The 18,418-nt window shown below is 72.8% G+C and carries 16 protein-coding genes and 1 tRNA gene; 11 read left to right on the top strand and 6 right to left on the bottom strand.

All coding sequences use genetic code 11. The features are described from left to right. Positions 1-46: 46 nt before the first annotated feature. The 6 genes from IEZ25_RS04780 (at position 47) to pdxY (ending at position 6,670) form a co-directional block, all read left to right on the top strand. Positions 47-1,363 (top strand): alpha/beta fold hydrolase, encoded by a 1,317-nt coding sequence (locus IEZ25_RS04780; RefSeq protein ID WP_224748489.1) that lies wholly within the window; start codon positions 47-49, stop codon positions 1,361-1,363. Beyond that, a complete protein-coding gene (locus tag IEZ25_RS04775) occupies positions 1,360-2,730 on the top strand; it encodes an MFS transporter (RefSeq protein ID WP_318152046.1) in 1,371 nt (456 codons plus the stop codon). Before IEZ25_RS04780 ends, IEZ25_RS04775 begins: the two co-directional genes overlap by 4 nt. After that, entirely contained in the window at positions 2,727-4,166 is a 1,440-nt protein-coding gene (locus IEZ25_RS04770; RefSeq protein WP_191198276.1) for a pyridoxal phosphate-dependent decarboxylase family protein, read from the top strand. The genes IEZ25_RS04775 and IEZ25_RS04770 overlap by 4 nt, the downstream gene beginning before the upstream one ends. After that, a complete protein-coding gene (locus tag IEZ25_RS04765; protein ID WP_191198275.1) occupies positions 4,163-4,882 on the top strand; it encodes a uracil-DNA glycosylase in 720 nt (239 codons plus the stop codon). Before IEZ25_RS04770 ends, IEZ25_RS04765 begins: the two co-directional genes overlap by 4 nt. A gap of 128 nt (positions 4,883-5,010) precedes the next feature. Next, the gene (locus tag IEZ25_RS04760; protein ID WP_191198274.1) at positions 5,011-5,784 is read left to right on the top strand and encodes a dioxygenase family protein; all 774 of its coding nucleotides are present in this window, start codon (positions 5,011-5,013) and stop codon (positions 5,782-5,784) included. Between the two features lie 22 nt (positions 5,785-5,806). Next, entirely contained in the window at positions 5,807-6,670 is an 864-nt protein-coding gene (gene pdxY / locus IEZ25_RS04755) for a pyridoxal kinase PdxY (protein ID WP_191198273.1), read from the top strand. Positions 6,671-6,688: 18 nt separating this feature from the next. On the opposite strand, the gene IEZ25_RS04750 is transcribed toward pdxY, so the two are convergent. Continuing rightward, positions 6,689-6,761: transfer RNA gene (locus IEZ25_RS04750), tRNA-Thr, on the bottom strand. A 60-nt stretch (positions 6,762-6,821) separates the two neighbouring features. Between IEZ25_RS04750 and IEZ25_RS04745 the strand changes: the two genes are divergently transcribed. Both IEZ25_RS04745 and IEZ25_RS04740 read left to right on the top strand, forming a co-directional pair. Next, on the top strand, positions 6,822-8,651 hold the full coding sequence (locus IEZ25_RS04745; RefSeq protein ID WP_191198272.1) for a glycoside hydrolase family 13 protein: 1,830 nt from the start codon (positions 6,822-6,824) through the stop codon (positions 8,649-8,651). A gap of 11 nt (positions 8,652-8,662) precedes the next feature. Next, positions 8,663-9,871, top strand: a complete 1,209-nt coding sequence (locus IEZ25_RS04740; RefSeq protein ID WP_191198271.1) for a DUF4032 domain-containing protein — start codon at positions 8,663-8,665, stop codon at positions 9,869-9,871. Here IEZ25_RS04740 and IEZ25_RS04735 read toward each other — a convergent pair. From IEZ25_RS04735 to cysS, 3 genes are read right to left on the bottom strand one after another with little or no spacing between them, the layout of a single operon-like run. Next, the gene (locus IEZ25_RS04735) at positions 9,855-11,375 is read right to left on the bottom strand and encodes a metallophosphoesterase family protein (protein WP_191198270.1); all 1,521 of its coding nucleotides are present in this window, start codon (positions 11,373-11,375) and stop codon (positions 9,855-9,857) included. The two genes, IEZ25_RS04740 and IEZ25_RS04735, sit on opposite strands and share 17 nt — an antisense overlap. Positions 11,376-11,397: 22 nt before the next feature. Next, entirely contained in the window at positions 11,398-12,357 is a 960-nt protein-coding gene (gene rlmB / locus IEZ25_RS04730; RefSeq protein WP_191198269.1) for a 23S rRNA (guanosine(2251)-2'-O)-methyltransferase RlmB, read from the bottom strand. Between the two features lie 6 nt (positions 12,358-12,363). Next, positions 12,364-13,782 (bottom strand): cysteine--tRNA ligase, encoded by a 1,419-nt coding sequence (cysS, locus tag IEZ25_RS04725; protein ID WP_191198268.1) that lies wholly within the window; start codon positions 13,780-13,782, stop codon positions 12,364-12,366. Positions 13,783-13,882: 100 nt separating this feature from the next. On the opposite strand from cysS, the gene IEZ25_RS04720 reads away from it, so the two are divergent. Continuing rightward, positions 13,883-15,112: a C39 family peptidase gene (locus IEZ25_RS04720; protein WP_191198267.1), complete on the top strand. Its 1,230-nt coding sequence runs from the start codon at positions 13,883-13,885 to the stop codon at positions 15,110-15,112. Between the two features lie 18 nt (positions 15,113-15,130). On the opposite strand, the gene IEZ25_RS04715 is transcribed toward IEZ25_RS04720, so the two are convergent. Beyond that, positions 15,131-16,648 carry a molybdopterin-dependent oxidoreductase gene (locus tag IEZ25_RS04715; RefSeq protein ID WP_191198266.1) on the bottom strand — a complete coding sequence of 506 codons (1,518 nt, stop codon included), beginning with the start codon at positions 16,646-16,648 and terminating at the stop codon, positions 15,131-15,133. A 36-nt stretch (positions 16,649-16,684) separates the two neighbouring features. Here IEZ25_RS04715 and ispF point away from each other — a divergent pair, with 36 nt between their 5' ends. Together ispF and IEZ25_RS04705 are read left to right on the top strand one after the other, a co-directional pair. Continuing rightward, the gene (gene ispF / locus IEZ25_RS04710; protein WP_191198265.1) at positions 16,685-17,161 is read left to right on the top strand and encodes a 2-C-methyl-D-erythritol 2,4-cyclodiphosphate synthase; all 477 of its coding nucleotides are present in this window, start codon (positions 16,685-16,687) and stop codon (positions 17,159-17,161) included. Continuing rightward, positions 17,158-17,853 (top strand): IspD/TarI family cytidylyltransferase, encoded by a 696-nt coding sequence (locus tag IEZ25_RS04705; RefSeq protein WP_191198264.1) that lies wholly within the window; start codon positions 17,158-17,160, stop codon positions 17,851-17,853. Before ispF ends, IEZ25_RS04705 begins: the two co-directional genes overlap by 4 nt. On the opposite strand, the gene IEZ25_RS04700 is transcribed toward IEZ25_RS04705, so the two are convergent. Further along, positions 17,834-18,406 carry a 2-C-methyl-D-erythritol 4-phosphate cytidylyltransferase gene (locus IEZ25_RS04700; RefSeq protein WP_191198263.1) on the bottom strand — a complete coding sequence of 191 codons (573 nt, stop codon included), beginning with the start codon at positions 18,404-18,406 and terminating at the stop codon, positions 17,834-17,836. The genes IEZ25_RS04705 and IEZ25_RS04700 overlap by 20 nt on opposite strands. Positions 18,407-18,418 lie beyond the last annotated feature (12 nt).

Genomic DNA, 18,418 nt, shown 5'->3' with positions numbered 1-18,418 from the left:
CCTCGAGCCCCGCTACCGGATGCACCCGGGTGCGTAGATTCCTCCCATGGACCTGATCCCCAAGCCCGACCAGCTGGTCGCGGCGGCCGGAAACGTCGCCCACACCGTGCTCTACGGCGGTCTCGCCGACCTGCGTCCGATGCCCCGCACCCTGATCGACGACGGGGAGCTGCGCGAGGTCTACCACTACCGTGCGGCCCCGGGCGTGCCCGAGACCGGGGACCCGGTGCTGCTGGTGACGCCGCTGGCCGCGCCCGCGCTCTGCTTCGACCTGCGACGCGACTGCTCACTGGTCGAGCACCTGGTCTCCCAGGGGCGAGCGACCTACCTGGTGGACTACGGCCGGGTCGCCTTCAAGGACCGCGCGCTCGGGATGGAGCACTGGGTCGACGAGGTGCTGCCCGAGGCGATCCGTGCCGTCAGCGAGCACGCCGACGGACGCGGCGTGCACCTCGTGGGCTGGAGCCTGGGCGGGATCTTCGCGCTGCTGGTCGCCGCCGACCGCCAGGACCTGCCGATCGCCTCGCTGACCGTGCTCGGCTCACCCGTCGACGTGCGCAAGGTGCCGCTGGTGGCACCGGTGCGCCCGCTGCTCAACCTGACCCAGGGCCCGGCCCTCGTCACCCGGGCCTACCGCGCGCTCGGCGGGGTGCCGACCCCGCTGGTCAACTGGGCCTTCAGCGCAGCGTCGGCGCAGAAGCTGCTCACCAAGCCGCTGGCGGTGGTGGCCCACCTCGACGACACCGACTACCTCGCCCAGCTCGAGGCGGTCGACCGGTTCCGGGCGAACATGACGGCCTACCCGGGTCGCACGTTCGGCCAGCTCTACCACCGCTTCGTCAAGTGCAACGCGCTCGTCGAGGGCCGCATGGCGATGGGCGGACGGACGATCGACCTGGCCGCGATCGAGGTGCCGGTGCTCGTCTTCGCCGGCAACACCGACGGCATCGCGCCGCTGCCCGCGGTGCGCGCGGTGGTGCCGTTGCTGTCCGGGTCGCGGCAGGTGCAGTTCGAGGTCGTGCCCGGCGGCCACCTCGGGATGCTCACCGGTCGCGCCGCCCGCGCGACCACCTGGACCGTCATCGACGAGTGGATCGAACAGTGGTCGGGCGGGGTGCCGCCGCCGACCCGGAAGAAGGCTGCGGCGAAGAAGGCTCCGGCGAAGAAGGCTCCGGCGAAGAAGGCGCCCGCGAAGAAGGCTGTCGGGAAGAAGGCTGTCGCGAAGAAGGCGGCGGCGAAGCAGGCACCCGCGAGGAAGTCGTCCGCCACGAAGTCCGCGAAGAAGGCGTCGTCGAGCGCGATCGGCTCCAATCCCTCGCGCCGCTACGGCTCGGCAGGCTCGCGGGCGCTGGGCCAGCGGTGAACCCGGAGCTGGGACCGGCGACGGCGCCGGGCGAGGTGGCACGGCTCCCCCGGTCCGCGCGCATCGGCTACGGCAGCGGCTCGGTGGCGACCGGTGCCTTCGGCACCGTGCCCGGACTGATGCTGCTGCCCTACCTGACCGACGAGCTCGGCATCGCCGCCCTGTGGGCGGGCGTGATCGTCTTCCTGCCGAAGGCGTGGGACGTGGTGCTCAACCCGGTCGCGGGCCGGGTGAGCGACCGCACGGTCGACCCGGCGGGTCCGCGCCGTCCGTGGCTGATCCGCGCCGGCCTGATGCTCGCGGGCGCGTTCGCCCTGATCTTCGCGGCGCCCGACCTCGGGAGCCGCGCGCTCGAGGCCGGCTGGGTGCTGGTCTTCTTCGTGCTGGCGGCGTCGGCGTACGCCTTCTTCCAGGTGCCCTACGTCGCGATGCCGGCCGAGATCACCACGTCGTACGACGAGCGCACCCGGCTGATGACGTGGCGCGTCGCGATCTTGGCGTTCACGATCATGCTGGCCGGCGCCACGGCGCCGGTCATCCGTGACTCCGTCGGCGGCCGGGACGGCTACCGCGTGATGGGCGTGGTCATGGCGGTGGTCATCGTGGTCGGTGTGGTGAGTGCCTGGTGGGGCACCCGGCACGCGCCGGTCGGCGCGGTGGCCGCAGGAGCCGGCTCCCTGCGCGAGCAGCTGCGGATCGTGGCACGGGCCCGCGACTTCCGGGTGCTCCTGACGACGTTCGTGCTCCAGGCGCTGGCGACCGGCTGCATGCTGGCGGGCGTCGACTACCTGGCCCGCGAGGTGCTCGGCCGCAGCGGCGCGGGCACGATCCTGTTCGTCTGCTTCGTCGGACCGGCGCTGCTGCTCACGCCGATCTGGACCGCGGTCGGGATGCGGATCGGCAAGCGCCGCGGCTACGTCATCGCATCCTGCGTGCTGGCGGCCGGGGCCGTGCTGGCGGCCACCGCTCGGGTCGCGCCCCCGGGCGTCGTGTTCGCCGCCACCGCCCTGGTCGGCGTGGGCTATGCCGGGTGCCAGGTCTTCCCGATGGCGATGCTGCCCGACGCGGCGGCGGTCGACTCGGCCCGCACGGGCGAGAACCGCACGGGCGTCTACACCGGCGTCTGGACCGCGGGCGAGACCCTCGGTCTGGCCCTCGGGCCCGCGGTGTTCGCGGTGGTGCTCGCCCTCGGTGGCTACCTCTCCAGCCAGGGCCGCGACATCGTCCAGCCCGACTCGGCGCTGACCGCGATCACCCTCGGGTTCTCGCTGCTGCCGGCCGCGCTGACCCTGGCCAGCCTGTGGTGGCTGCGCCAGTACACCCTCGACGCCGCCGAGGTGGCGGCTGCGGAAGGAGTCCGCTCGTGAGCGACACGCTCGACCGGCTGAAGGCACTGCAGGGCGCCGACCTGCCGGTCCACGGAGGCCGCACGCTCGCCTACGTCTACGACGCGGGCGACTCCGAGATCGACCGGATCGCCCGGGAGGCCGTGGCCACCTATGCCGGGTCCAACGCACTCGACCCGACGGCGTTCCCGTCGCTGCTGCAGATGGAGAACGAGCTGCTCGGCTTCGCCTGCGACCTGCTCGACGCACCGGACACCGCCGTCGGCACGGTGACCTCCGGAGGCACCGAGTCGATCCTGCTCGCCGTGCAGGGTGTCCGCGACGCTCGACCGGAGGTGGCCCGCCCCCGGATGGTGCTGCCGAGCACCGCCCATGCGGCGTTCCACAAGGCAGCGCACTACTTCGGGGTCGAGGCGGTCCTGGTGCCCGTCGGCCCCGACTTCCGCGCCGACCCCGCCGCGATGGCGGCGGCGATGGACGAGTCCACCGTGCTGGTGGTCGCCAGCGCACCGTCGTACGCCCACGGGGTGGTGGACCCGGTCGGCGAGATCGCCGCCGCGGCCGCCGCCCGCGGGATCCGCTGCCACGTCGACGCGTGCATCGGCGGCTGGGTGCTGCCGTACGCCGCCCGGCTGGGGCGCGAGGTGACTCCGTGGACCTTCGCCGTCGAGGGCGTCACCTCGATCTCGGTCGACACCCACAAGTACGCCTACGCCCCGAAGGGCACCTCGATCCTGCTGCACCGCGACGCCGGCCTGCGCCGACCGCAGCTCTTCGCCTCGGCCGCCTGGCCGGGTTACACGATGCTCAACGCGACCACCCAGTCCACCCGGTCCGGCGGACCGATCGCGGGCACCTGGGCGGTGGTCGAGCACGTCGGCGACGCGGGCTACCTGACACTGGCCGGGCGGGCCTTCGAGGCGGTCGACGCCATCGTCGCGGCCATCGGGGCCGCGCCCGCGCTGCAGGTGCTGGTCGCGCCCGACTCGACGCTGGTGACCCTGACGACCGACGAGACCTGCGACCCGTTCACGCTGACCGACGAGCTGGTGGCGCGCGGGTGGTACGTCCAGCCGCAGCTGTCCCACGCGGGCGACGGGCCCAGCATCCACCTGTCCGTGAGTGCAGGGACGCTCGCCCACGTCGACGACTTCGCGGCCGCACTGGTCGAGTCGGTCGCCGCCGCGCAGGCGGCGGGGCCGGTCGGGGTCGACCCGGGAGTGGTGGCCTTCATCGAGGCGCTCGACCCGGCGTCGCTCGGCGACGACGACTTCGACGGGCTGCTGGCCGCCTCCGGGCTCGTGGGAGAGACCGCCGACGGCGACCTCGCCCTGCCGACCCGGATGGCCGAGGTCAACGCGATGCTCGACGTGGCCTCCCCTGCGATGCGCGAGGCACTGCTGGTGGCCTTCCTCGACCGGCTCCAGCGACCGACCCGAGGGAGGACGACGACGTGAGCGCACTGTCAGGACTGGTCGAGAAGGACCTCGTCGCACCGGACTGGGCCGAGGCCCTGGCCCCGGTCGACGACCAGATCGCGGCGATGGGTCGGTTCCTGCGCGAGGAGGTGGCGGCCGGTCGGGGCTACCAGCCGGCGGGCGACCTGGTCTTCCGCGCCTTCCGCCGCCCGCTCGCCGACGTACGCGTCCTGGTCGTCGGGCAGGACCCCTATCCCAATCCGACGCACCCGATCGGGCTGAGCTTCGCGGTCGAGCGCCACGTGTGGCCGCTGCCGCCGAGCCTGGTCAACATCTACGTCGAGCTGCGCGACGACCTCGGCATCGTGCCGCCGAGGCACGGCGACCTGTCGGCATGGGCCGACCAGGGCGTGATGCTGCTCAACCGGTCGCTGACCGTGCGACCGGGCGACTCCAACAGCCACCAGGGCAAGGGCTGGGAGGCGATCACCGAGCGCGCGATCGTCGCCCTCGCCGAGCGCGGGGGCCCGTGCGTGGCGATCCTCTGGGGCAGCCACGCGAGGAAGCTGAAGCCGCTGCTCGGCGAGATCCCGTCGATCGAGTCGGCGCACCCCTCGCCCCTGAGCGCGCGGCGCGGGTTCTTCGGCTCGAGGCCCTTCAGCCAGGTCAACCGGCTGCTCGAGGAGCAGGGCGCGGACCCGGTCGACTGGTCGCTGCCGACCTACGACGACGTGCCGGCGCGCGAGCCGCGGTAGTCCCGTGGCAGGTGGTCGTCGTCCGGCCCGCCGGCCGGCCACCTGCCACTGGACTACCCCGCGCGGGGAGCCCGTTGCCACTGGACCGTCGCGGGAATATAGTTGAATCACGAACTATTGAGGTGACTATGACTGACTCCATGCCCGCGCTCTACATCGGCCACGGCGCGCCGCCGCTGCTCGACGACCCGATCTGGTCCGGCCAGCTCGCCGCCTGGGCGAAGGACCTGCCGCGCCCGAAGGCGATCCTCATCGTCAGCGCGCACTGGGAGTCGGCACCCGTCAGCCTGTCCGCCAGCCACGCGCCGCTGGTCTACGACTTCGGCGGGTTCGCGCCGAAGTACTACCAGATGACCTACGAGACGCCCGACGCGTCGGCGCTGGCCCAGCGGGTCGCCGCGATGATGCCGACCGGCGAGCCCGTCCACCAGCACACCTCACGCGGCCTCGACCACGGCGCCTGGGTGCCGCTGAAGATCATGTATCCCGAGGCCGACATCCCGGTCCTCCAGATGTCGCTGCCCACCGACGACCCGCACCGCCTGATGCGGCTCGGCGAGCGACTGCGCCCGCTGCGCGAGGAGGGCGTGCTGATCGTCGGCTCGGGCTTCCTGACCCATGGGCTGCCCTTCCTGGAGGAGTTCCGGATCGATGCCGCCGCTCCGGGCTGGTCGACCGACTTCGACCTCTGGGCCGCCGAGGCGCTCGCCCGGGGTGACGTGGACACGCTCTCGGACTTCAGGGCGAAGGCGCCCGGCATGCCGTACGCCCACCCGACCGTCGAGCACTACACGCCTCTCTTCGTGACCCTCGGCGCCGCGACCACGGCCGACGAGCCCGGCATCCAGGTCATCGACGGCTACTGGATGGGTCTCTCGAAGCGGTCCCTGCAGGTGGCCTGAGCGACGGGGCTACCCTCGGTCCGTGCGCGTCCTCTCGATCCAGTCCCACGTCGCCTACGGCCACGTCGGCAACTCCGCAGCCGTCTTCCCGCTCCAGCGCCTCGGTCACGAGGTGTGGCCGGTGCTGACGGTGAACTTCTCCAACCACACCGGTTACGGCGCGTGGCGCGGGCCGCTGATCGGGGCCGAGGACGTCGCCGCGGTGATCACCGGCATCGGCGAGCGAGGTGCGTTCGAGACCTGCGACGCCATCCTGTCGGGCTACCAGGGCTCGCCGGAGATCGCGGACGTCATCGTCGACGCGGTGCGACAGGTGAAGGCCGCCAACCCCGACGCGACCTACACGTGCGACCCGGTCATGGGCAACGCGACCTCGGGCTGCTTCGTCAACCCGGCGATCCCGCCGAAGTACCGCTCCACGATCATCCCGGTCGCCGACGTGCTGACGCCCAACCAGTTCGAGCTCGGCTTCATCACCGATCGCGAGGCGCTGAGCGCCCCGTCGTCGCTCCCCGACATCCTGAGCGCGGTCGACGAGGTCCGCGGGCTGGGCCCCTCGACCGTCCTGGTGACCTCCGTCGACCGCGACGGTGCGGCCGTCGACACGATCGAGATGCTGGCCGTCACCGGCGACGAGGCGTGGCTGGTGACGACGCCGCGGCTGCCGATGAAGGCCAACGGCTCGGGTGACATCACCGCCGCCTTGTTCACCGCACACCTGAAGAGCACCGGCTCCGCCGCCGACGCGCTGGCCCGCACGGCCTCGTCGGTCTTCGCCGTGCTGAAGGAGACCCTCGACTCCGGCGAGCGCGAGCTGCGCCTCATTGCCGCGCAGGACGCCATCGCGGCGCCGGCGAACGAGTTCGCGGTCGAGCAGGTCCGCTGAGGCTCCACAGCGGCGGAGAGCCGGTGACAGGAGTCGAACCCGCGACATCCATATTACAAGTATGGCGCTCTACCAACTGAGCTACACCGGCGTGCGCCCGACCACGCAGTGGAGGCGCGGCGGCCATCCTAGGTGAGGGAGGATGGGGCCCGTGAGCCTCCTCCACCTCCCCCACCACGACGGCTCCCCTTCCTACGTCTCGGACGAGGCGCCGGACCTGGGCGACACGGTCACCGTGCGGATGCGGACGAGCGCCGCCGACCCGGTCGACGCGGTCTGGCTGCGCACGACGTACGACGCCGAGCCGGTGTTCCACCCGACGACCTCCACGGCCGAGGGTGACGCGGTGTGGTGGTCGGCCGAGCTGCCGGTCCACAACCCGGTGACCCACTACCGCTTCCTGGTGGTCAGGGGTGTCGAGCAGGAGTGGCTGACCGGCGCCGGCCTGGTGGCCCACGACGTCCCGGACTCGGCCGACTTCCGGCTGGCCGCCTTTCCGGCCGCCCCGGACTGGGGTCGTGACGCGGTGGTCTACCAGGTCTTCCCCGACCGGTTCGCCCGGTCCGCGGCAGCCGACGAGCGCGAGCACCCCGACTGGGCGCTGCCGGCGGGCTGGGACGACGAGGTCGCCTTCGAGCCCGACGACCCGCGCACGCCGATGCAGCTCTTCGGCGGCGACCTCGACGGGATCACCGAGCACCTCGACCACGTCGCGGAGGTCGGCGCGGACGTCCTCTACACGACGCCGGTCTTCCCGGGCGAGAGCAACCACCGCTACAACGCGACCACCTTCACCGACGTCGACCCGCTGCTGGGCGGCGACGAGGCCTACGACCGGCTCAGCACCGCCGTGCACGAGCGCGGGTGGCGGATCCTCGGCGACCTCACCACCAACCACACCGGCGACACCCACGAGTGGTTCCTCGCCGCCGTCGACGGCCACGACGACCCGCACCGCTCGTTCTACTCCTTCGCCGACGACGGCACCTACGCCTGCTGGATGGGCCACGGCACCCTGCCGAAGATCAACCACGCCAACCTCGACGTCCGCCACGCCATGGTCGAGGGGCCCGACTCGGTCGTTGGGCGCTGGCTGCGTCCGCCCTTCGACGTCGACGGCTGGCGCATCGACGTGGCCAACATGACCGGACGGCTGGGCGCGCTCGACGTCGCCCACGAAGTGGCACGAGCGGTGCGGGCGACGGCGGCCGACCTGCGCGAGGACCCGTGGGTCATCGGCGAGCACAACCACGACGCCACCGGCGACGTCGACGGCGACGGCTGGCACGGCACGATGAACTACTCCGGGTTCTCCTGGCCGGTGTGGTCGTGGCTGCGCGACCCCTCGTCGCCGGCCCGCCCGTTCGGCCGTCCGGTGCCGGTCCCCCGGCGCGACGGCGCCGCGGTCGTCGACACCTTCCGGGCCTGGCAGGGCACGCTCGGGTGGCGGGCGACCTCGAACAGCTGGAACATCCTCGGCTCCCACGACTCCGCGCGCATCCGCACCGTCGTCGGCGGCGACGCGGGAGTCCACCGGGTCGCCGCCGGCCTCCAGTTCACGCTGCCCGGCGTGCCGATGGTGTTCGCCGGCGACGAGATCGGGCTCGAGGGCGTCACCGGCGAGGACGCGCGCCGGACCATGCCTTGGCACCGCCGTGACGCGTGGGACACCCGCACCCTCACGACGTACGCCGACCTGGCGCGGCTGCGACGCGACCACCCGGCGCTTCGCCGTGGCGGCCTGCGGTGGGCCCACGTCGAGGCCGACACGATCGCCTACCTGCGCGAGCTGCCGGCCCAGTCGGTCCTCGTGGTCGCCCGACGCGCCGCAGGCGGGGCGTTCACCCTGCCCCTCGGTGCGGGGCGCCACCTCCTCGGTTCCGAGCCCGGCGGCGGCGACCTGGTCGTGGGCACCGACGGGATCGAGGTCCCGGCGAGCGACGGACCGCGCGTCGACCTGTGGAGCCTCGCGACGGAGTAGCCTCAGGCCGCATGCCCCTGCGGATCGTCGCCAGCCGGCCCGACCCGGCCATCCTCGGCCTGCCGTGGGACACACCCCTGGAGGAGTGGCCCGACGACGTCGTCGTCCCCCTCCCGCGTGGCCTGTCGCGCCACGTCGTGCGCATCGTGCGCCTCGGCGAGCGCGTCTACGCGGTCAAGGAGACCCACGACGACATCGCCTTCCGCGAGTACCGGATGCTGCGCGACCTGCAGCGGATGGGCATGCCGGCCGTCGTGCCGCAGGGCGTGGTCACCGGGCGCGAGGATCCCGACGGCGGCGAGCTGCCCGCGGCCCTGATCACCCGGCACCTCCAGTTCTCCCTGCCCTACCGCAGCCTCTTCAGCCGCGGGATGACCGCCGAGCACGTGCCGACCCTCGTCGACGCGATCGTGGTCCTGCTCGTGCGGCTGCACCTGGCCGGCTTCTACTGGGGCGACGTCTCCCTCTCCAACGTGCTCTTCCGCCGCAACGCCGGTGAGTTCGCGGCCTACCTCGTCGACGCCGAGACCGGTGAGCTGCACGACGCGGTGAGCGACCGGATGCGGGAGTACGACATCACCGTCGGGTGCGAGAACGTCTTCGCCGAGCTGATGGACCTCAGCGCCAGCGGCGCCGTCCAGCACCCGATCGACGGCTTCGCGATCATCACCCACCTGCGCGAGCGCTACGAGGCGCTGTGGCGCGAGCTCACCGACCTGGAGGAGTTCGGCGCCGACGAGATGTGGCGCATCGAGCGCCGCGTGGAGCGCCTCAACGACCTCGGCTTCGACGTCGACGAGCTCGACATCGTCACCGACCTCGGCGGCGACACCATCCGCATCCAGCCGAAGGTCGTCGACCTCGGGCACCACTCCCGCGAGGTCCAGGCCCTCACCGGCATGTCGGTGGAGGAGAACCAGGCCCGCCGGCTGCTCAACGACCTCGCCGCCTTCACCGCCCACTTCGACCTCGGCCGCGAGGACCGGCAGCTCGTGGCGAGCAGGTGGATGCACGAGATCTTCGAGCCGATCATGCGGATGATCCCGCCCGACGCGACCGGCAAGCTCGAGCCGGCCGAGATCTTCCACGAGATCCTCGAGCACCGCTGGTACCTCTCGGAGCAGGCCGGGCGCGAGGTCGACATCCACGAGACGGCTCGCGACTACATCGACCGGTTCCTCACCCGACGGCCGGACGAGGCGATCACGGGTCAGGAGTGACCGGCTCGATGGGCGTCCACTCGCCCACGAGCCAGGTGCCGTTGGTGCGCAGCCGCACCCACTGCAGTCCGATCGGGCGCCCGTCGGCGTAGGTCACCAGGCTGACGTCGGCGTCACGGCGCGGCTTGCTGCCCAGCGCGAAGGCGTACGCCGCTCCCCCGGTCGTGCCGTTCGTCCAGGTGTAGCCGACCGCGCCGTCGTCGCCCTCGACGGCGTCCGGCCCGGCCTGCACGTGCGTGTGGCCGCCGAGGACCAGGTCGGCGCACCCGCGCTGCAGCGTCTCGCGGCCGAGGTTCGCGTCGTGGACGAGGATCGTGCTGATCCGCTCGCCGTCCTCCATCGCCGCGCAGGCCTCGTCGGCGAGGCGGAGACCCACCTCGGCGAAGCTCAGTCCCGACTCGTCGCGCCAGTTGCCCAGGCCGCTGCTGCGCGGGTCGTCGACGCCGAGCATCGTGCCGCCCCACGGTGCGTCGACGACCTCGCCGTCGAGCATCGTCCAGCCCTGGTCGGCGAGATAGCTGCTGACGAAGGTGCCGTGGTCGTGGTTGCCTGCCACGGCGTAGCGGTCCAAGTCCTCGAACGTCGCGGACAGCGAGTCGAGGCTGAAGCCCTCCCACGGCTGGCCCGTCGAGGTGTCGTCGCCGCCGTCGAGCACGACGGTGGCACCTGCGGCCTCGCCGATCGCCCGGGCGACGCGGTCCATCCCGATGTTGTCGTGGCGGTCGGTGACCAGCAGGGCGACCGTCTCACCCTCCTCGGCACGGCGGATGTCCTCGAGGTCCGCCGCCTCCTCCGCAGCGTCGGAGTAGAACTCCTTGCTCTTCTCGTAGGTGTCGACCGCGCTGAGCACCAGCTTCTTGCTCTCGGTCGTGACCGGGCCCGTGCGCACCTCGATGTCGCGGGCCTCGGTGGGCAGCTCGACGTCGGGACCGGCGAGCTCGGCGAGCGTCTGCCACGTGCCGAGATCCTCCTGGGTCTCCTCGTCGGCCTCCCAGGGCTGCCACACCAGGACGGGCAGCGCGAGCAGGAGGACGAGCGCGAGGACGCCGTTGCGGGTGCGCACGCCGCGGAACAGCTCGCCGCGGCGGTGCCGGCCCAGCAGCAGGTAGAACGCGATCGGGACCAGGCCGACGCCCAGCCCGCGCAGCGCGGCGGTGACCGCCATGTCCGCCACGACGTCGCCGACCTTCTCGATCGGGGCGGTCGGGTCGCCGGCGATGTAGGCGTAGCGCTCGACGAGCTCCTCGACCGAGCCCACCTCGGTCTTGCCGAGGGTCAGGGTGACACCGATCGGCCCGACGTCACGGAAGCGGAAGTCGGGCAGGAGGGGGCCGGTCTCCACGACGGCGTCCCGGTCGAACGTGGGGCGCACGACGGTGTCGTGCCCCACCAGCACGACCGTGCGGCTGCTGTTGAGGAACAGCGACACGGCGACCGCGACACCGAGCAGGGCGCTGAGGCAGACCACCACGATGCCGCCGGCGATGCGACGTCGGCGGCCCATCAGGCCACCCGGTGCGAGGGACTCATCCCACGCGGGCCTGCGAGATCGAGTAGAGCGCGACCGACGCGGCCACTCCGGCGTTGAGCGACTCCAGCTGCCCGGCCATCGGGATCGAGACGATCTGGTCGCAGGTCTCGGCGACGAGCCGGCCCAGTCCCTTGCCCTCGGACCCGACGACCACGACGAGCGGACCCTCGGCCAGGCCGCCGGGGGCGACCAGCTCGGGCAGCGACAGGTCGCCGTCGGCCGCCAGGCCGACGACCATGCAGCCGGCGTCCTGGTAGGCCTTGAGCTGGCGGGTCAGGTTCACCGTCTGCGCGACCGGGAGCCGTGCGGCGGCACCGGCACTGGTCTTCCACGCCGAGGCGGTCATCCCGGCGGCGCGACGCTCGGGGATGAGCACGCCGTGGGCGCCGAAGCCGGCCGCCGAGCGGATCACCGCACCGAGGTTGCGGGGGTCGGTCACCTGATCGAGTGCGACGACGAGCGCCGGCTCCTTGGCCTCCGCCGCCCGCTCGAGCAGGTCGTCGGCGTGGGCGTAGTCGTAGGCCGGCAGCCGCACGGCGAGACCCTGGTGCACGGCGCCGCTGGTCATCCGGTCCATCTCGTTGCGGGTCACCTCGAGCAGGGTCAGCCCCTGGTCGGCGGCGAGCTTGAACGCCTCGCGCATGCGGCTGTCGCGCTCGGCACCCTCGGCGACGTAGATCGCCGACACCGGGACGCCGCCCTGCAGCAGCTCGACGACCGAGTTGCGCCCGGCCGCCCACTCGGCGTCGGAGGACGTACGCCGCTTGGGCCGCGTGTCCTTCGCGCGCTCGGCGCGCTTCGCGGCCTTGTGCGCCTGGTGGTAGGGACGGTCCTTGGCCTTCGGCGTCGGGCCCCTCCCCTCGAGGCCGCGCCGGACGCGGCCTCCGGACCCGGCGGTGGGGTTGCCCTTGCCGGTCTTCTTGATGGCGCCCTTGCGCTTGGAGTTACCGGCCATGTGCGATCACACCGTCCCTGCTTCTATCGACCACCGTGGGCCGGCCGGGGTGTCCTCGACGTCGAGGCCGGCGTTCTTGATCTGGTCGCGGATCGCGTCGGCGCGGGCCCAGTCCTTGGCCTCGCGCGCGGCCGTCCGCTCTGCCAGCAGTCCCGTGACCAGGGCGTCCACGACCTCGGTCAGCTTGTCGCCGGCGCCACCGGCGGCCGCCCACGCGTCGTCGGCCGGGTTGAGGCCGAGCACGTCGAGCATCGCGATCACCTCGCCGAACTTCTGGCTCAGCGCGTCGGACGGTCCCGCGGCCAGCAGCCGGTTGCCCTCGCGCACGGAGTCGTGGATGACCGCGACGGCCGCCGGAGTGCCCAGGTCGTCGTCCATGGCAGCGACGAACGCATCCGGCATCGAGGCGAACCAGTCGCCGACCACGGGGGCGGCGCGGTCGAGGAAGTCCTCGATCCGCTGGAAGGCCTTGGCGGCGTCGTCGAGGGCGTCGAAGGAGAACTCGACGTGCGAGCGGTAGTGCGCCGCGACCATGTAGTAGCGCAGCTCTTGGCCACGCACCCGCTTCAGCACCTCGGGGACGAGCAGCGAGTTGCCGAGCGACTTGCTCATCTTCTCGCCGGCGGTGGTGATCCAGGCGTTGTGCAGCCAGTACGACGCGAACGGCCGGCCGGCGGCACGCGACTGCGCCTGCTCGTTCTCGTGGTGCGGGAAGCGGAGGTCGACGCCGCCTCCGTGGATGTCGAAGGCGGGGCCGAGGTACTTGCCGGCCATGGCCGAGCACTCGATGTGCCAGCCCGGCCTTCCTCTGCCCCACGGCGACGGCCACGCTGCGGTGTCCGGCTCCGTCCCCACCTTCTGTCCCTTCCACAGGGCGAAGTCGCGGGGGTCGCGCTTGCCGCGCGGGTCGGCGTCACCGGCGGGCTCCATGTCGTCGACCTTCTGGCGCGTCAGCTCGCCGTAGGCCGGCCAGCTGCGCACGTCGAAGTAGACGTCGCCGCTGCCGTCCTCCGCGGCGTAGGCATGGCCCGCCGCGATGAGCTGCTCGGTCAGCTCGACGATCTCGGGCACGTGGCCGGTCGCCCCGGGCTCGTAGGTCGGCGGGAGCACGTTGATCGCCGAGAGCGCCTTGTCGAGCTCACGCTTCATCGCTGCGGCGAGGGCGTACCAGTGGACCCCCTGCTCGGCCGACTTGGTGAGGATCTTGTCGTCGATGTCGGTGACGTTGCGGATGAAGTCGACCTCGTGGCCGGTCGCGGAGAGCCAGCGCCGGAGCACGTCGAAGTTGACCGCGGAGCGCACGTGCCCGACGTGCGGCTCCGACTGCACGGTGAGTCCACACACGTAGATGCCCGCCCTGCCCTCGACGAGGGGGACGAAGTCGCGGGTCTCGCGCGTCGCGGTGTCGTGGAGCCTCAGAGTCACGCGGCCGAGTCTAGGTGCGCGGTCGTGCGGATGCCGAAGTCACGCGACCGGCTTCTGTGACTCCTGTGACGTGTGGGACGTCGCGGGTTATCGTCGTGCGGTGCTCCGACGCCCTGCCGCTGCCTTCACGGCCGCCACGTCCCTGGCCCTGGCCCTCCCCCTCCTGCTGGGCGGCGCGCTGGTCGCGCCCGCCGCGGCCGGCGCACCCGCCGACGCGCGCACGCGCGCGACGGCGCAGATCGCGATGACGTCGTGGAGCAGCTACGCCGACTTCAAGGCCGGCAAGCGCGCCGGGCTCAAGCTCGGCCGCGGCCAGGTCTCGATGCTCTCACCCAGGCCGCGGACCGTCGCGGGCAAGAGGTACGAGGCCGGCACCTGGACCTCCCCCTGGGCGACGCCGGGCTTCGGCGCGACCGCCCTCGTCCCGACCTGGGAGGCCACCACGCCGGGGCGGAGCATGATCCGCGTCGAGGTCCGCGCCCGCGGCGCCGACGGCCGCACGGGCAGCTGGGACACCATGGCAGACTGGGCGACCACCGACCGCCCCGTGGCGCGCACGACGTACTCCGGGCAGCCCGACGACCTCGGTCGCGTCAGCACCGACACGTGGTACGCCGTCAGCACGATCACGTCGTGGCAGGTGCGGGTCACGCTGCTGCGCCCGAAGGGCTCCAGCCTCGGCGTCTCGCTCGAGCGCGTCGGGGCCGTGGCCTCGGCCGACGCCTCTGCCCCCCGACCCACCTCGGTGCCCGGCCCGGGCGTGGGCACGGTGCTCGACGTGCCGGCCTACTCCCAGATGGTGCACACCGGGCACTACCCGCAGTGGGGCGGTGGCGGTGAGGCCTGGTGCTCGCCGACGTCGACCGCGATGGTCCTGGGCTACTACGGGCTCTCACCGACGCCGACCGGCATCGCCGCCGGCCACGCCGACGCCGTCGTCGACCACACGGCCAAGATGGTCTACGACCACGGCTACCGCGGCACCGGCAACTGGGCCTTCAACACCGCCTACGCCGCCACGCTCGTCGGCGGCGACTCCTACGTCACCCGGATGCGCGACCTGCGCGAGGCGGAGGACTACATCGCGGCCGGTGTGCCGCTGATCGTCTCGATCGCGTTCGGCCGCAACCAGCTCACCGGCGCCCCGATCTCCGCGAGCAACGGCCACCTGCTGGTGGTCGTGGGATTCGACGCGCAGGGCAACGTGGTCGTCAACGACCCGGCCGGCGCGACCAACAGCCAGGTGCGGCGGACCTACGACCGCGCGCAGTTCGAGCGGCTCTGGATCGGGGCGTCCGGCGCGACGGCGTACGTCATCCGCAACAGCTGAGGACCCGGCGGGCCGCTATCAGCCGGCGCTCACCTGGATGGTGTGCAACCCCGTGGAGCCGTCCGGCGCGGGTGCCCGGACCACGTCGGTCTGGGTCTCGCCGTCGGCGCCGATGGCGCGCACGCGGACCTCGTGGTCGCCCTCTGCCAGGTCGGTCGTCAGCGACCACTGCACCCACGTGTCGACGGACGGCACCTCGGCCAGCTCGGCCCGCTGCCAGGCGCCACCGTCGACCTGGACCTCCACGGCCTCGATGCCCGTGTGCTGACGCCACGCGACGCCTCCGAACGACACCTCGCCGACCGGGACCTTGTCGCCGGAACGCGGCACGTCGATGCGCGAGGCGATCTTGACCGGTCCCTGCGACGACCAGCCGCGGGTCGTCCAGTAGCCGACGGAGTCGGCGAACGTGCCGACCTTCATGTCCACGACCCACTTGGTGGCCGAGACGTAGCCGTAGAGCCCCGGCACCACCGTGCGGACCGGGAACCCGTGCTCGATCGGCAGCGGCTGACCGTTCATGGCCACGGCGAGCATCGCGTCGCGGTCGTCGGTGAGAGCGGCGAGCGGCGTCGCGCAGGTCCAGCCGTCGTGCGAGGTCTGCAGGATGCAGTCGGCCTCGTCGCTGACGCCGAGGTTCGCCAGCAGCCCGGCGAGGCGCACGCCGCTCCAGCGGGCGTTGCCGACCAGGTCGCCACCGACCTCGTTGCTGACGCAGTTCAGCGTGACCCACGACTCGGTCAGCTCACGCGCGACGAGCTGGGAGTAGGTGAGCGTGAGCTCGCGCTCGACCATGCCGTGGATCCGCAGCTTCCAGTCGGACGGGTCGATGGCGGGCACCGAGATCGCCGTGTCGATCCGGTAGAAGTCCTCGTTGGCGGTCTGCCAGGGGGTGACCCCCTCCAGCCCGACCGACGTCGCCGGAGGTGCCGAGTGGCGCGTCACACCCGGGATGCGGAGCAGCTGCCTGCTCGTCTCGACACTGCGCCTGCCGGCGCTCGCCAGCCGTCCTGCCACCGCGATGCCGAGCGAGGCCACCGAGACCACCGAGGCGACGACGAGGAAGACACGTCGCTCGCTGGACTGCAGGTCGGGTCGGCTCAGGCCGCGACGGAGCGCGTCGGTCAGCGCGGGGTGCACCGACATCCAGGTGAGCAGCCCGACGACGACCGGCACGACGTCGACCACACCGGCGCCCCGCTGGGACATGACGGCGACGAGTCCCACGCCGGCCAGCACCACCCACACCACCATCGCCCGCCACCAGCCGCCCCGCGCCAGCGAGCCGGCCCAGGCGAAGCACGCGAGCAGCAGCACGATCACGCCGAGGAGCAGGACCGGCTTGTCGAGGTGGCCCAGCACGGAGATCGCCCGCTCGGCCGTCGAGCCGGGCGTCACCTTGATGACCAGCTCGGCCACCGCGACCAGCGGCGACGCGCGGACGGTGAGAACCGTCGCGGCCGCATAGCTGGTGGCAAGTCCGGCCATTCCGGCCAGGACGCCGGCGATCCTCCAGTGCAGACGACGGGTGCTCACCCCTCTATTGTGACGCCCGTCCGGCATGATGCCGACGTGACCACTCCCCGGATAGGCATCGGCACCGACGTCCACCGCCTGGTCCCCGGCGTCCCGATGCACCTGGCCGGGCTCTCCTGGCCCGACGAGCCTGCCGGGCTCGAGGGTCACTCGGACGCCGACGTCGCCGCCCACGCGGCCTGCGACGCGCTCCTCTCCGCCGCCGGACTCGGCGACCTCGGCAGCCACTTCGGCACGGCTGAGCCCCGATGGGCCGGCGCCTCGGGTGCCGCCCTGCTGTCCGAGACCGCCCGCAGGGTGCGCGCGGCAGGCTTCGACATCGGCAACGTGGCCGTCCAGGTCATCGGCAACGCCCCGCGCCTCGGACCCCGGCGCGACGAGGCCACGGCGGCGCTCTCGGCCGCCGTCGGTGCCCCCGTCAGCGTGTCCGCGACGACGACCGACGGCCTCGGCCTGACCGGTCGCGGCGAGGGCGTCGCCGCGATCGCCACGGCTCTGGTCACCGGTCGATGACGGGGTCGGCGTCCACCGCGGTCGTCATCGTGGCCGCCGGCTCGGGGAGCCGGGTCGGCGCGGGGACGAACAAGGTGCTCCTCCCCCTGCGCGGTCTCCCGGTGCTGGCCTGGTCGGTGCGCACGGCGCTCGCCCTGCCCGACGTACGCCGCCTCGTGGTCGTCGTGCGGCCCCAGGACCGCGACGCCGTGGGGCAGGCCCTCGCGCCGCACCTGGGTGATCGCGAGGTGCTGCTGGTCGACGGCGGCGCCACCCGCCACGCCTCGGAGTGGGCGGCGCTCCGGGTGCTCGGGCCCGCGATCGAGGCCGGCGAGGTCGACGTCGTCGTCGTGCACGACGCCGCCCGGCCGCTCGCCGCCCCCGGCCTGTGGGAGGCGGTCATCTCGGCCGCCCGTGACCGGGGCGGAGCGATCCCGGTCGTGCCGGTGACCCAGCTGCTCCACGACGACCTGACCGCGGTGACCGAGGACGTCGGCGGCGTCCAGACTCCGCAGGCGTTCCTGGCCGGCGAGGTCCTCTCGGCCTACCGGGACGCCGCGCGGGACGGGTTCGAGGGCACCGACACCGCGGCCTGTGTCGCGACCTACCGCCAGGTGGCGGTCGCGGCCGTTCCGGGCAGTCCCCTCAACCTGAAGGTCACCTTCGCCGAGGACGTGGCCGTGGCCGAGGAGCTCAGCCCTGCGGCGTGGTGAGGACCTCGAGCAGGCGCAGCTCGTCGCTCGACGTCACCCGTCGGCCCTCGGGCGGCGCCTGGACCGTCTGCACCTCGTGCCCTGCGGCAGCCAGGTCCGACACCGTGCGAGCCAGGTCCGGCACCGGTCGTCCGGGCAGTCGCGACAGCACCGCGGCGGGAACGACCAGGGGCGAGGTCACCGCCAGCATCGCGTCGCGGTCGAGGGTCCGTCCGACCACACCGCCGGCGACCGCCTTGACGGTGTCGGTCACGGGTCGTACGCCGACCACGGGCCGGTCGCCCTCGCGAGCCAGGCGCAGGCAGGTCGCGATGAACGCAGCCGGCGTCATCGGGCACAGCGGGTCGTGCAGGACGAGGTCGGAGCCGGACTCGACCAGCCCGGCCCACGGGACGCTCGCGTCGACGATGTCGACGCCGGCCTCTCCCAGGGCCCAGGCCGCGCAGGCGACCAACGACTCACCGTGGACGAGCCGGTAGGGCAGGGTGCCCCGGCCCTCGTCGACCACCACGCCGAGCGCGCGGACCACGTCATCGTCGTCGTAGATGCTCATCGCCGGGTCACG

It is taken from the genome of Nocardioides hwasunensis (assembly GCF_014779665.1).
GTDB classification, from domain to species: Bacteria; Actinomycetota; Actinomycetes; order Propionibacteriales; family Nocardioidaceae; genus Nocardioides; species Nocardioides hwasunensis.
Note: the sequence above shows the minus strand (reverse complement) of the source record. Positions and strands in the feature narration are given on the sequence as shown.

What these genes read in the sequence shown, in the direction of transcription:
- rlmB (WP_191198269.1), bottom strand. Translation starts at nt 12,357, where the DNA reads ATGGCCGGTAACTCCAAGCGCAAGGGCGCCATCAAGAAGACCGGCAAG.
- IEZ25_RS04705 (WP_191198264.1), top strand. Translation starts at nt 17,158, where the DNA reads ATGACGGGGTCGGCGTCCACCGCGGTCGTCATCGTGGCCGCCGGCTCG.
- IEZ25_RS04740 (WP_191198271.1), top strand. Translation starts at nt 8,663, where the DNA reads ATGCCCCTGCGGATCGTCGCCAGCCGGCCCGACCCGGCCATCCTCGGC.
- IEZ25_RS04735 (WP_191198270.1), bottom strand. Translation starts at nt 11,375, where the DNA reads ATGGGCCGCCGACGTCGCATCGCCGGCGGCATCGTGGTGGTCTGCCTC.
- IEZ25_RS04700 (WP_191198263.1), bottom strand. Translation starts at nt 18,406, where the DNA reads ATGAGCATCTACGACGACGATGACGTGGTCCGCGCGCTCGGCGTGGTG.
- IEZ25_RS04780 (WP_224748489.1), top strand. Translation starts at nt 47, where the DNA reads ATGGACCTGATCCCCAAGCCCGACCAGCTGGTCGCGGCGGCCGGAAAC.
- IEZ25_RS04760 (WP_191198274.1), top strand. Translation starts at nt 5,011, where the DNA reads ATGACTGACTCCATGCCCGCGCTCTACATCGGCCACGGCGCGCCGCCG.